Source organism: Hymenobacter sedentarius, assembly GCF_001507645.1.
Classification (GTDB): Bacteria; Bacteroidota; Bacteroidia; order Cytophagales; family Hymenobacteraceae; genus Hymenobacter; species Hymenobacter sedentarius.
In genome coordinates, this window is the sequence record NZ_CP013909.1 from 724320 (window position 1) to 737555 (window position 13236).

Below are 13236 nucleotides of genomic sequence, written 5' to 3' on the forward strand. Positions count from 1 at the left end.
GCGCAGCGAAGCATCCTCTCACGCTAGAACGCATTGTTCCGCGGTGATAAGATGCTTCGCTGCGCTCTGCATGACAGGCGTTAACATGGCGGAAGGCAGCACGGGAGATGACCTGGAAAGCTCAACAAGAGGTTCTTATTGCAGAGACGCTTACATTAGCTGGGGTCTTTTTCACCGACAACCGCATGAATACCATGCCACCACTCGCCGCCGAGCCGTACGCCGCTGGCCTCACCAGCCCCGACCTGGCGCCGGTGCCGCCGCAGGAGCGCACCTGGGGCACCGGCAACTACGCCGCGCTCTGGATTAGCATGAGCCTGTGCATCCCCACCTACATGCTGGCCAGCTCGCTCATCGAGGGCGGCATGAACTGGTGGGAGGCCCTGCTCACCATCTTCCTGGGCAACACTATTGTGCTGGTGCCCATGCTGCTCAACGGCCGGGCCGGGGCGCAGTACGGCATCCCGTTTCCGGTGCTGGCGCGGGCTAGCTTTGGCGTGCGCGGGGCCAACGTGCCGGCGCTGCTCCGGGCCATTATTGCCTGCGGCTGGTTCGGCATCCAGACCTGGATTGGCGGCTATGCGCTCTACCAGATGGCGGTGTTGTGGGTACCGGGGCTGGCCACGCTGCCGCCCATATTCCCCGCGAGTTGGGCCCTGGCTACGGGGCCGGCACTGGTATTTTTCCTGTTCTGGCTCGTGAACATGTACGTGGTGTACCTAGGCGTCGATAGCATTCGCAAGCTTCTGGTGTTCAAGGCCTATTTTCTGCCCGTAGCGGCGCTGGCCTTGCTGTGGTGGGCCATCTCGGCCGGGCACGGGCTGGGGCCAATTTTAGCTCAACCCAGCAAATTCACCTCCAGCGCGGCGTTCTGGGCCTTCTTCTTTCCCTCGCTCACGGGCATGGTGGGATTCTGGGCCACGCTCTCGCTCAACATCCCGGATTTTACGCGCTACGCCACCAACCAGCGAGCGCAGCAGGTGGGCCAGGCACTCGGGCTGCCCACGTCCATGACTATGTTTTCGTTTGTGGGCGTGGTGGTTACCTCCGCCACGTTTGTCATCTACGGCAAGACCATCTGGGACCCGGTTGTGCTGGCCAGTAAGTTCGATAGCAAGGTGCTGGTGAGCGTGGCCATGCTAGCCGTGGCCCTGTCCACGCTGGCCACCAACATCGCGGCCAACATCGTGAGCCCGGCCAACGACTTCGCCAACTTCTCGCCCACCCGCATCAGCTTCAAAATGGGTGGCTACATCACTGGCGTGCTCGGCGTGCTCATCTTCCCCTGGAAGCTCATCGCCGACCCATCGGGCTACATTTTCACCTGGCTAGTAGGCTATTCGGGCCTGCTGGGCCCCATTGGCGGCATCATGATTGTGGACTACTACCTCATCCGCCACCAGCAGATCGACGTGCCCGACCTCTACCAGTACCACGGCCGCTACGCCTACCGCAACGGCTTTAACGTGGCCGCCATCGTCGCGCTTATCGTCGGCATTCTGCCCAACGTGCCGGGCTTCCTCACCGCCATCGGCGTGCTCGACAAAGGCATGGTGTGGCCCGGCCTGGTGGCCGTGTACAACTACGCCTGGTTTGTGGGCTTTCTGGTGTCGGGTGGCGTTTATTTGCTGCTCATGCGGGGGTATGGCGCCCGCCAGTCGGCCCGGCCCGCGCCCAGTGCCCTTTCCCAGCCGGCGTCGTCGCCATCCTTAGCGTAAGCGTACTCGCTTATCTCCATCATTCGGATGCGGACTTTTTCACCCAATAAATAGCTTACGCCAGCACCTCGTAGGCAATGGGTTTGAAGGCGTAGTTGTTCGACATTTCGGCCGAGCAGGCCGTCATGCCCACAATCAGGTCCATTTTGGCTTCGAGCACCACATAGTCGCCGGCGCGGCTTTTAGGAGGCAGCACGCCCACTTTGCCTGTGTCGCCGTCCACGGTTACGTGCATGAAAATGTTGAAGCAAATCGGAATCTGGTCGGGGCCAATGCTATACGGAGCCAGGGCCTCGCTGAGGTTGCCGAAGCAGCCGCGGTGCGGGTGCTCGTGGCCGTAGATGATGCGAAACGTATCAGCCGAGCACGGCGTGAGCAGAAAGTCGTGCCGTCCCACGGTGTCCTCCACCAGCTCAAACATTACGTTGCTCCGGTTGGAGTAAAACGGGTGCCCGGCGGTAAGAAAGATGGTTTCGGCGTAGTCGATGGTGCGGCCCGACGACAGGTACTCGGCCGGGTCGTGCTGGTTAAAGCACACAAAGTCCGACACTTGCTCGCCCTGCGGGTCGGTTACCTTGAGGCGCTGGCCCTGGCGGAGCAGAAAGGCGGTGCCGCTACGCGGCGGGATGAGTTGAGGGTCGGGCATGGGGGCTGAGAAAGGGGCATTGCCAGGCATCGTCGTAGGCCTTGCCGGTGTATTGGTATACTTCGGAAGCGGCGCCGTAGTTCTGCAACATGGGGTTCACCGAGCCAGAGTAGGCCACGTCGCGGGTCCGAATGGTGTCGCGCAGGTTGTCGTAGCGGCCGTTGTTCCGGATTTGCTCGAACTGCGCGTGCGGGTTGAACACCAGCGTGGGGTACTGGAACTGCCGGGCCGCGCGCCCGCTGCCCGGGTGCAGGCCCACTACGAAGAAGGCTTCCTCTTTCAGGCTGAAGCTGAACTCGGGCGAGGCGGGGTCGGCCACCACGCGGGGGTCGTAGCCAAACTGCCGGGCGTCGAGGTTGGCCAGTGACTGCAGCCGCTGCCAGAACAGCTCCTCAAACAGGGCTTCGTTGGGCTGGGTGGGCCCGCGGAAGATGATGGCCGCGCTGTGGTACAGCTTCTCCGACTGCCGGTAGGTGTCGACAAAGCCGTAGAGAAATTCCAGGATGGCCGCGTCGTCTTTGGGGCACGCCAAGTGGTCCACCACCAAGCAGTTGAGCTGCTGCCAGGTCAGGGCCGTCTTGGCCGCTACGCAGGGAAAATCCTTCTTGCTTATGAAATCAAAATACTCCCGCACCTCCTCATGCTCTTGAATATCAACCATATATATATCATCTAAGCCGCCCGCTAATTCGAGTAAAAAACTTATTGCTGTGCTTGGATTACGACCAGATGCAATTTTATGTTTAATTAATTCACATTGAATATTAAACAACAATAGCGCGTACAACGCTCAACTGCCTCCTGCCTAGGTACTAAAATCCCATTAAAGCCCTGCTTTTATTTCTGCCTTGTGGGGCAGTTTCCGGCTTCCGTCGGAGGTGCCGGCTTTTAACCTCGGGGGTAAACTTCGCGTTAGTCGATTTATGCGCACCCCTTCCTCCCCCTCTTCTTCCGACGACACCCGCGCCACTGGCTTTGTGCGCGTTCGCGGCGCCCGCGAGCACAACCTCAAAAATGTCGACGTCGACCTGCCGCGCGATGCGTTGGTGGTGTTCACGGGCGTGTCGGGCTCGGGCAAATCCAGCCTGGCCTTCGGCACGCTCTACGCCGAAGCCCAGCGCCGCTACCTCGAGTCGGTGTCGCCCTACGCCCGCCGGCTGTTTCACCAGATGGCCGTGCCCGAAGTCGATTCCATCGACGGCCTGCCGCCGGCCGTGGCCCTGCAGCAGCAGCGCGGCGCCCCGAGCACCCGTTCGTCGGTGGGCTCGGTCACCACGCTGTCCAACCTGCTGCGCATGCTCTACTCGCGGGCCGGTGACTACCCCCAGGGCCAAGGCATTATCTACGCGGAGTCGTTTTCGCCCAACACGCCCGAGGGCGCCTGCCCCACCTGCCACGGCCTGGGCCGGGTGTACGAAGTTACGGAGGCCAGCATGGTGCCCGACCCCTCGCTCACCATCCGGGAGCGCGCCATTGCGGCCTGGCCCCAGGCCTGGGGCGGCCAAAACCAGCGCGACATCCTCGTGAGCATGGGCTACGACGTGGACACGCCCTGGCGCGACCTACCCCAGAAAGACCGGGACTGGATTCTCTTCACCGACGAGCAGCCCGTGGTGCCCGTGTTCGCCGGCTTCACCCCCGAGCAAACGCGCTACGCCGTGAAAAGGAAGATGGAGCCCAGCTACATGGGCACCTTCACCGGCGTGCGGCGGCATGTGCTGCACACCTTCGCCACCACCCACAGCCCGCTGATGAAGAAGCGCGTGGCGCAATATATGCTCAGCAGCGACTGCCCCACCTGCGAGGGCAAGCGGCTGCGCAAAGAGTCTTTGTCGGTGAAATTTGCCGGCCTCGACATCGCCGAGATGTCACGGCTGCCGCTCAAGCGCCTCGCCGGCCTGCTGCAGCCCTATGCCCAAGGCAAAGCCGGCAAGCAACAGCACGAGACCGAGCACCCCGAGCAAGCCATCGTGGCCCAACGCATTGCCGAAGACTTGGCCGCCCGCCTCGCCGTGCTGCTGGATTTGGGCCTGGGCTACCTCTCGCTGGAACGCGCCACGCCCACGCTCTCGCCGGGCGAGCTGCAGCGGCTCCGGCTTGCCACTCAGCTGTACTCCAACCTATTCGGGGTAGTGTATGTGCTCGACGAGCCTTCCGCCGGCCTCCACCCCGCCGATACCGAAGCGCTACTAGCCGCACTAGACGGTTTAAAGGGCGCGGGCAATTCCTTGTTCGTTGTCGAGCACGATTTGGACGTCATCCGCCAAGCCGACTGGCTGGTGGACGTCGGGCCGGCCGCCGGCGAAAAAGGCGGGCACATTCTCTACAGCGGCCCGCCCGAGGGCCTGCGGCAAGTAGCCGAATCGCAGACGCGGCGCCACTTGTTCGGCAGCTCCGAACTTGAGCTACCCGGCCGCGAGCCGCGCACGCCCATGGGCTGGCTCAAGCTGGCCGGCGTTACGCGCAACAACCTCGATAATCTTGCGGCGGCTTTTCCACTGGGCGCATTCACTACCGTCACGGGCGTGTCGGGCTCCGGCAAGTCCAGCCTGGTGAGCCAGGTCTTGGTTGAGCTGGTAGCCGAGCATCTGGGCCAGGAAATTTCCCTGGAAGAAGAGGAAGCCGATGCCCTGGACCAGCCCGCACCCGTTACCCTCGGCGGCCAGATTACGGGCGGCATGGAAGGCATCAAACGCCTGGTGCGGGTCGACCAGAAGCCCATCGGCCGCACGCCGCGCTCCAACATGGCCACCTACACCGGCTTGTTCGACCACGTCCGCAAGCTATTTGCCGCCACGCCCGCGGCCAAAAAACGCCGCTACGATGCCGGCCGATTCTCTTTCAACGTAGCCAAAGGTCGCTGCGAAAACTGCCAGGGCGAAGGCTTCGTGATGGTGGAGTTGCTGTTTCTGCCCAGCGTGTACGCGCCCTGCCCCGTCTGCCACGGCGCCCGCTACAACGCCAAAACCCTGGAAGTAACCTACCGCGATAAGAACATCGCCGAAGTGCTTGGCCTGACCGTGGATGACGCCTGGGAATTCTTCGCCGAAGAACCACCCGTGCACCGCGCCCTCACCGTGCTGCGCGAAGTGGGCCTGGGCTACCTGCGCCTCGGCCAGCCCGCCACCGAGCTCAGCGGCGGCGAAGCCCAGCGAATTAAGCTAGCCACCGAGCTGCAGCGCATCGGCCGCGGCAACACCCTCTACATCCTCGACGAGCCCACCACCGGCCTCCACCCTTCCGACGTTGAAAAACTCCTGCTGCAGCTCGACGGCTTGGTAGAAGCCGGCAACACCGTCATCGTCGTGGAGCACGACATGCGCGTCGTGGCCGGCTCCGATTGGGTGATTGATATCGGCCCCGGCGCGGGCGAAGAAGGCGGCCGCGTGGTAGCAGCCGGGCCGCCAGAAGCGGTAGCCAAAGTGAAGGCCAGCCGGACCGCCCCGTACCTGGTGCGCCACCTGCAACAGCCTAATAGCGTTAGGGTATAAAAGAAAAAGGCCGTTTTCCAGTTGGAAAACGGCCTTTTAGGTAGCGGGGACTGGAATACAACCTATATTTCTACTCCGATTGCAAACGAGTAGAAAAGCAACCTAATTATGCTGCAAACGGCTTTTCGATACTTTACTTGTCGGGCTGAATCGGTGTAAATACGGTTAGAATGTCGCAGTGTGTACCCTTGCGTGTACCCTTATCGGGGTACACACCCTATATTTATAGCGGCAACAACAGACACTCGTTATGGCAACCGTTTCCTTTCATTTGAAAGAGCCGGGGGTAGACCGCCCCACGGCCATTTACGCCCTGCTGACTATCGACCGGCGGCACCGCATCAAAGTCTACACCGGGCGAAGCATCCACCCCGACAAGTGGGTGAAGGCCGAACAGCGGGCACAAGTGCGGGGCAAAGGCAACGAGCTAAACGGGCTGCTGAACGACGCGCTGAACGACATGGAAAAGCAGCTGCTTTTAACCCATGCCGAAAGCCTAGCCACCGGCACCTTGCCTACGGCTGCCGCCCTACGCGAAGCCGCCGCGCCCGAACGCCCCGACGAGCCCGCACCCGTTCCTATGGGCGGGCTGTTCTGGCAACGCTATGAGGAATGGGTAAGCTATACCCGCGCCGCTGGCACAGTTCGCACTGCGCAAGCCCACGCTACGGCTGGGCGGCACCTTCGGGAGTTCAGCGAGGCGCAAGGGTATGCCATCGATTTTGAAACCCTCACGCCTACCGTGGGCGATAGGTGGGCTGCCTACCTGCTGAACGTGGCCGTGCTCACTGACAACACCATAAACAAGCATTTGGGCCGCCTCAAATCGTTTATGAAGTGGGCAGCTAAACGAGGCTACACTAACAACGCCGCGCTTACTCAGGTAACGTGGGCGCGGCGTGAGCCGGACGTAATGGCCCTGAGCGCGGCCGAGCTGGCGGCCCTCGAAGTCTTACCGCTTGCCGTGGGTTCCCGCCTCGAAAAAGCCCGCGCTTGGTTTCTGCTGGCCTGCTACAGCGGCTTGCGGTACTCCGACCTCGTAAGTATCAAGCCCCAACACTTACGGCCCGCCACGGCCACGCTTCCGGCTCACTTGCGCCTGACCGCGAAGAAAACCCGCGCCGTGGTGAACGTACCGCTGAGCGCCCGCGCCCTCGAAATCGTAACCCGACTACTGGCCGGCGAGCTTGCCACGGTAAAGAATGGGCCAATCACCAATCCTGTGCTAAACCGCTTCCTGAAAGAGTTGGGCAAGTTGGCCGGGATTGATTCGCCCATTGAAGTAATCCGATACCGGGGCGGCATTGCCGACGTAACCACGGCCCCGAAGTACGAGCGCCTGACCGTTCATACCGCCCGCCGCACATTCGTGACTCTGAATTTAGGCAAGGGTATGAGCGCCGAGTTTGTAATGAAGCTGACAGGCCACACCTCCTACAAGTCCTTTCAGCGTTACGTGAACCTCACGCCCCAACGAGTGGCCGAAGAATTTGCCCGTTTCCACGAAATGCCTGAACGGGGCGAATAGATTGTTATATATAACCTAAAAGCGGACATATTAATGAAAACCGAAGGAATATACTCAGGAGACTATTCAATGGTATCCGAGGCATACATGTATGAACTTGACCATCGCCTTGGCCGGGCGCTTACCCATTGGGAAGAAATGCAAGAGAAGTACAACGATATGCCTGAGGACGCAAACGCGGTTATTGGGTATGGGAAATGGGTAAAACCAGTAAAACGCGGCAATGGGGCTACCCTATTCGATGCTTATGAGGCGCCACTACCTCATTACTATTTATACTATCCATACTTTCTGGAATTGATAACCAAATTACCTGATTACAATATCATTCCATCTATTGAATCAACCTTTCATGGGGACGGTGTTGATTTAGATTACATAGAACACCTTATTGAGCGTTATATCGAAGCGGGCGTCTTGGAGAAAGGAGGACCCATTATTACAGATGATATCAATGCCACACTACGCTTCTACGAAGAGGGTTGTACAGTCGAGCAAATAATTGAAAGCGGGATAGATGAAAAGCGCATAATTAACCCAGAATGTGACATAGCTAAGAGATTCGAGATTGTGCGAGGGTGGATTAATAAAATGCGTTATAGTCCTACGTATCTACCTGTTATTGTAACCTATGACTCAGCGGTTGCAGGAAACGATAGCACAGAAAGCCTCCCCTCGTTAATATTAAAACAGGAGAAAAGAACAAAGGATACCACAGTAGCAGAGCTTTGCCGCCCGCCGTTTACAAAAGCCGACCTAAGCAATCTATTGCAACACCTTCGCCTTATCGATTCGTCGGGTATATGTCTAACAAACAGCCTTGAAGGCAAAGGAGCAGGACTAAGGAGCAAGTTTACGGCTGCTTACCGGGTGCTACACAGGGCACAGCTAATGGAGTCTACAGCCAACGATGCTGAATGGGCAAGTGCTTTTCGTACCGAATACCATGCAGAAATCGGTGAAACGGCCCAAAAACACGAATTGACCGCCCACGGCAAAGCTGTTGCCACTTCTTCACTACCTTTCCAAAAAGGAGTAGATGAAGTTAACGCTTGGGTGATTAATTGGCGTGAAAACCAGTCTTAGAACGGCTTGTCACGCCCTCTATTCCCACTTATTGCCTGCTAATACAAGGCTTTTTCAATAGCAGGCAATAGGGATATGTGCTTTGCATCACTCGACCGATACACACCCCGGCGGGCCATAAAAGATGCAAGCAATCATCCCCATAGGCGTTGATTACGCCCAACTACTTGAAGACGTGCGAGCCATGTTCCGGCACGAATTCAACAACGCCGCCCCGGCTGCGTCCGCCCACAATACCCCACCCACCGACGAGCTGTTGAGCATCCGCGAGGCAGCCGAAATGCTAGGCGTAACCGTGCAAACTGTGCACGAATGGAAGCGGCGCGGGCTGCTTAAGTATCACAAGCTGGGTAGCCGTAGCTACCTGAAACACAGCGACGTGTTGTGCGCTCTGCAAGGGCACCAACGCAGCGAGAAGCCGGGCAAGGGTGCCACGGCGCGGAAAGGTTCACCACGGCCCACACTAGCCTAATGCGCCCGGCTCGTGTACGATTTCATCGCCGCACACCTGACCTTGCCCGGCAACGACCCCGGCGCGGAACAACGGCTTGCCCGTTCCCCTGCCTTTGCCGAATCCGACGGGCAACCCGACGAACGGGGCCGAATCAGGGCGACTCACCGAGGCTTGCGGTTGAAGTACGACCCAGCCGCCGGCTTTTTACAGATTCGCGGCTCCCTGCACACGTTTGCCCACGGCCATAACCTGGGCACCTTCACCGCAGCCGAAGCGCGGGCCGCTTGTGCCGAGTTGGCGGGCGTGCTCGATGTGCCGCCTGAACGGCCGACGGTGCACCGTTTGGAGGTCGGCCTGAACATGCCTGTAGCATTTTCGCCGCGCCAATTCATCGAAAGCCTAGCCAGCCACAAAAACAGGCCGTTTGTGGCCCTGACTCCACCGCCAAAGGCCAGCCGCCCACTATTGTACGGGGCGCACCACTCAGACTACCGGGTGAAATTTTACGACAAAGGCGCATACAGCCGACTACAAGGTCGCCACCTGCCCGACACAGCCGCCCCGCACCTACTACGCTACGAGGTTGTTTTTGAGAGGCAGCGGCCCATGCTCACCGTAACCGGCCTGTCTACATTGACCCTTGCCGACCTACCCCGCCCGCCGGTAATCGCTGCCTTCGCCAACCACCTGCGCACCCATTGGAACCTAACCCAACGCCGACAACACATGAACTACGCCGACCTCTCCCTTTCCGATGCCGCCCTGCTGCACGCCGCTACAGACGTAGCCTTTTGGGAAATCATGCGAGCCACCCAGCCCCGTAGCACCTACGCCCGCAACAAGGCCAGAGCCACCGCCCTACTGCGCGAGCGCACCGAGCCGCACCCCTACGATGCCGTTTTTGCCCGCGAGCTGGCAAGCATTACCCAACTGGCCGCCGCTGCCTGACCGCTGCCCATATATGGGGGTGTTTTCCTCCCTTGTAATCAATAGGAAACCTGCCCTTACAGGCAGCACCCCGGCTAGGGCAATCCACCCAGCCACCACAACTCCAAACCATCATTTCACCCCGCGCCGGCACCCTCAAAATGGGCACCCCGGCCACCTAATGCCCTTGCTAAAATGAATATAATCGAGTTTGAAGGCCGCTATTTCCACCAGATAGACGGAGCCAGCCGTTACTACATCAGCAAATGCGGAAAGGTATTCGCCTCCCACCTAAAACGCTTGTTGAAAGCTGCCCCGCAGTCGGAAGGTTATCCGCAAGCTGGGTTTAAAATGGACAATGGCACCTATAAGCGCCTGCTCATACACCGCTTGGTAGCATTGCAATTTGTACCAAACCCCGAGCCGGAGAAAAAGAAGCAGGTTAACCACCGCGACCGCAACAGGAAGAATTGCCAAGTCTGCAATTTGGAGTGGGTTACGGCTTGGGAGAACGACCGCCACGCCAGGACAACGGCGCGGCCCCTTACTACCGATGGGAGCCATATCCTGGCTAAACTTAGCGGCTTCTGCGCGCCTCTGCACGACTACCAAGCAAAACCGCGCTTTTACCGCTTCGAGCCGGTGCCTACTTCCTACCCAGAACCCGACACCGATGCTTCGCGGACCTAAGCTGTATCCTGCTGGCTGGGCGCTCTTTATCGCTGTTTCCGAGCGTCAGGCCCGCCGCCGGGTCAGCAAGGCCAACGGGCTGCCAAGCGGGGCAGTAATTGTGCTGGTAACAGTGGCCGCGTTACACGAATTAGGCGGAATCATCTATCCTGGTCAGCTTTACGCTGCCCGTTTGATGTCTCCCAGCCTGCTACGCAAGTATTTGGTTAGGCTTGTAGCGACAAAGCTGGTAGAACGGTATGCCCACCGTGGCCATGCCCGCTTACGCCTTACTCTTGAGGGTTCAGTTGTCAGCTCCCAATACCGACGGTACTTGCTGAGTGGGGCAAGACAATACGACCGAGAACAGGCAATAGATTAAAAAAAACGAGGTTGTGCGGTTGTTTGATTCGACCTACCCCTGTTGTTGGCCAGCCCGGCCCTGATGGGTAAAGCCAAACCTGTTAATCCGGCGCCCTAACCGCGCAGTACACCGCCCCAACGGTCATGTATCCTCAAATGCCGTGAACAAGACTGCTGGCCGTGGGTGGGTGCAAGCATTTAAGGACAAAGTGAGGCAAGCGACCACTCACTAGCTATACATGGGCTAAACTTTGTTCATTAACCCGTTGGCACCGAACGGCTGAGCCAACCTTGACCAACCCGTAAGCGGCAGAGCTTAATAAAAAAGCTCGCCATTATGGCCTTCCGACCAGCAGTATAGCTTGCTGAAGCTAGGTAAGGTGCTAGCGTGTGCGAAGCGGCTGGCCGTGGCATCCTTGGTCAGCTTAAGTACCATTACGTTGCCCGCGTCACCCGCTAGCAGGTTAATTTCCCTCACCACCTTCCATTGTTTACGGAATGTCGCCGTGGAGACGCACTGTTCCGGTTTATCTAGGCCAGGATGGCGCAACGTAATAACATCGTCCTGCTCGTATATTTCCAAGTCGTAGCTCCACCCCTGAAGAAACTTCCCGGTGTTGGAACCCCGATAGAGGGCATGAATCCCTTTAAAATCAATAGCTCAAAAGCTACGACGACTACCAGCTGCCCAAGCTGAGGAACAGAAACCATGGCCATCAAAAAAGGCCCGACCGTATTGTCCAACGCTCGGGCCTTGTTGTTACACCGGCGTGTACACCGGCATCTGCACCCGCGCCCGCCGGGCTTTCAGGCGCAGGTGCAGCGGATGCTCAACGAACCTGTACAGCGCAATGGATGCTGCCGTAACCGCCAGCAGGCGCCCCCCCAGGGTGGTGACGCCGGCCAAGTCGAGGACGCTCATGAACACCCCCACATGCAGCAGGTAGAATACGTAGGAGGCACGCCCCAGCTCCTGCACCAAGTTCCAAGCCAACGCCCGCTGCAGCAGGGTGGCTTCGCTCAGCAGGCCGTAGAACAGCACGCACACCACCCCGGCAATGGCCAGCCCCAGCGCGAAGCGCGCCGCCGGCGACTCGCCCATTTGCGTCCCGGCTGCCAGCACCGCCACAAGGGCCAAGCTGCCCAGCAGTGTGAGCGGCAGGCGGGCCCGGGGTAGCTCAGGGCGGCGGGCCACCCACATTCCCAGTCCGACCCCGGCCATGAATTCGGCCGCGTGCCCAAAGTAGGTGTAATTGACCAGGAACGCCGGCGTTTCCATGAAGCCGTAGTATTTTAACGAGGCAGGCCAGAAAAGCACCAGCCCCAGCCCCAGCAGGGGCAGCACCGCGGCCCAAAGCAGCAGCGGCTGCCAGCGGCGGCGAACCGACCAGAGCACCAGCGGCGCGGTCAGGTAAAAGGTTTCTTCCACCGTCAGCGACCAGGCCGTGAGCACCCCGGTGAACATGACGTGCTCAAAATAGGCGCGGGTCAGCGTCAGGTTCATCCCCATCACCACCAGCTTGTCCAAGGCGGTAAGTGGGTACCACCAGTCCGCCACCACGAACGGCTCGCCCACGAAGTGCCAGAGGGCGAATGTTGCCACGGTGAGCAGCAGGTAGACCGGGTAGATGCGGGCCAACCGGTTTTGAAGATAGCGGCGCAGCCACGGACCACTCAGCTCCAGGCTATCGCGGTAGCGGTGGGTGATAAGAAAGCCGCTGAGCACGAAAAATAGCGTCACCCCGGCGTTCCACTGCGTGAGGAACAGGTACAGGTAGTGGCGTAGGCCTTCGCCAGTGGCCGCATCCCGCAATGGGTTGTAGTGAAAAAAAAAGACCATGGCCGCAGCTACGGCACGGATGCCGGTCAGCGCGGGGTAGGTTGCGGAACGCTGGGAAGTGGTAGAAGGATGCACGCTCAAAGATAATTGACGACAATAGAGAAGAATTGTCACGTCTGTAATTTGGAATGGGTAACGGCGAAGGAGAACGACACCCACGCGAGGGAAACAGGCCTGCCCCCCGGCACTCCGAACGCTGCGAAACTGCCAATTATTCGCGGGCCCTGTGCGCTTATAAAGGACTACCAAGCAAAACCGCGCTTTTACCGCTTCGACTCGGCGCCTATTAACTACTCAAAATCTGACACCGATGCTTCGCGGACCTAAGCTGTATCCTGCTGGCTGGGCGCTCTTTATCGCTGTTTCCGAACGCCAGACCCGCCGACGTATAAGTGAGGCTTACAAGCTACCGAGTGGGGCCGTAATTGTGTTGGTTACGGTGGCCGCGTTGCATGAATTGGGCGGAATTATCTACCCGCGCCAGCTTTACGCAGCCCGCTTGATGTCACCAAGC

General features: G+C 59.2%; 10 protein-coding genes. 7 read left to right on the plus strand and 3 right to left on the minus strand.

All coding sequences use genetic code 11. The annotated features are described in order from the left end of the window. The first annotated feature begins 194 nt into the window (after window positions 1-194). Window positions 195-1718 (plus strand): NCS1 family nucleobase:cation symporter-1, encoded by a 1524-nt coding sequence (locus AUC43_RS03010; protein WP_068198136.1) that lies wholly within the window; start codon window positions 195-197, stop codon window positions 1716-1718. A 55-nt stretch (window positions 1719-1773) separates the two neighbouring features. Here the strand turns inward: AUC43_RS03010 and AUC43_RS03015 are convergent, their stop codons facing one another. Continuing rightward, window positions 1774-2364 (minus strand): DUF1989 domain-containing protein, encoded by a 591-nt coding sequence (locus tag AUC43_RS03015; protein WP_068189792.1) that lies wholly within the window; start codon window positions 2362-2364, stop codon window positions 1774-1776. Continuing rightward, entirely contained in the window at window positions 2333-3025 is a 693-nt protein-coding gene (gene gntA, locus AUC43_RS03020) for a guanitoxin biosynthesis heme-dependent pre-guanitoxin N-hydroxylase GntA (protein ID WP_068189795.1), read from the minus strand. The genes AUC43_RS03015 and gntA overlap by 32 nt, the downstream gene beginning before the upstream one ends. Before the next feature lie 262 nt (window positions 3026-3287). On the opposite strand from gntA, the gene uvrA reads away from it, so the two are divergent. From uvrA to AUC43_RS03050, 6 genes are all read left to right on the plus strand, one after another. Continuing rightward, entirely contained in the window at window positions 3288-5855 is a 2568-nt protein-coding gene (gene uvrA / locus AUC43_RS03025) for an excinuclease ABC subunit UvrA (protein WP_068189798.1), read from the plus strand. A gap of 250 nt (window positions 5856-6105) precedes the next feature. Then, window positions 6106-7383, plus strand: a complete 1278-nt coding sequence (locus AUC43_RS03030; RefSeq protein WP_082684870.1) for a site-specific integrase — start codon at window positions 6106-6108, stop codon at window positions 7381-7383. Window positions 7384-7416: 33 nt separating this feature from the next. Then, window positions 7417-8469 (plus strand): hypothetical protein, encoded by a 1053-nt coding sequence (locus AUC43_RS03035; RefSeq protein ID WP_068189802.1) that lies wholly within the window; start codon window positions 7417-7419, stop codon window positions 8467-8469. Between the two features lie 124 nt (window positions 8470-8593). After that, window positions 8594-8941, plus strand: coding sequence for a helix-turn-helix domain-containing protein (locus AUC43_RS03040; RefSeq protein ID WP_082684871.1), 348 nt, complete (start codon window positions 8594-8596; stop codon window positions 8939-8941). Window positions 8942-9100: 159 nt separating this feature from the next. Next, window positions 9101-9871 carry a hypothetical protein gene (locus AUC43_RS03045; RefSeq protein ID WP_068189805.1) on the plus strand — a complete coding sequence of 257 codons (771 nt, stop codon included), beginning with the start codon at window positions 9101-9103 and terminating at the stop codon, window positions 9869-9871. Window positions 9872-10045: 174 nt separating this feature from the next. After that, a complete protein-coding gene (locus AUC43_RS03050) occupies window positions 10046-10540 on the plus strand; it encodes an HNH endonuclease (protein ID WP_068189808.1) in 495 nt (164 codons plus the stop codon). Window positions 10541-11642: 1102 nt separating this feature from the next. Here AUC43_RS03050 and AUC43_RS03065 read toward each other — a convergent pair. After that, window positions 11643-12797, minus strand: a complete 1155-nt coding sequence (locus AUC43_RS03065) for an acyltransferase family protein (RefSeq protein WP_157780902.1) — start codon at window positions 12795-12797, stop codon at window positions 11643-11645. Between the last annotated feature and the right edge of the window lie 439 nt (window positions 12798-13236).

What these genes read in the sequence shown, in the direction of transcription:
- gntA (WP_068189795.1), bottom strand. Translation starts at nt 3,025, where the DNA reads ATGGTTGATATTCAAGAGCATGAGGAGGTGCGGGAGTATTTTGATTTC.
- AUC43_RS03050 (WP_068189808.1), top strand. Translation starts at nt 10,046, where the DNA reads ATGAATATAATCGAGTTTGAAGGCCGCTATTTCCACCAGATAGACGGA.
- AUC43_RS03035 (WP_068189802.1), top strand. Translation starts at nt 7,417, where the DNA reads ATGAAAACCGAAGGAATATACTCAGGAGACTATTCAATGGTATCCGAG.
- AUC43_RS03010 (WP_068198136.1), top strand. Translation starts at nt 195, where the DNA reads ATGCCACCACTCGCCGCCGAGCCGTACGCCGCTGGCCTCACCAGCCCC.
- AUC43_RS03040 (WP_082684871.1), top strand. Translation starts at nt 8,594, where the DNA reads ATGCAAGCAATCATCCCCATAGGCGTTGATTACGCCCAACTACTTGAA.
- uvrA (WP_068189798.1), top strand. Translation starts at nt 3,288, where the DNA reads ATGCGCACCCCTTCCTCCCCCTCTTCTTCCGACGACACCCGCGCCACT.
- AUC43_RS03030 (WP_082684870.1), top strand. Translation starts at nt 6,106, where the DNA reads ATGGCAACCGTTTCCTTTCATTTGAAAGAGCCGGGGGTAGACCGCCCC.
- AUC43_RS03015 (WP_068189792.1), bottom strand. Translation starts at nt 2,364, where the DNA reads ATGCCCGACCCTCAACTCATCCCGCCGCGTAGCGGCACCGCCTTTCTG.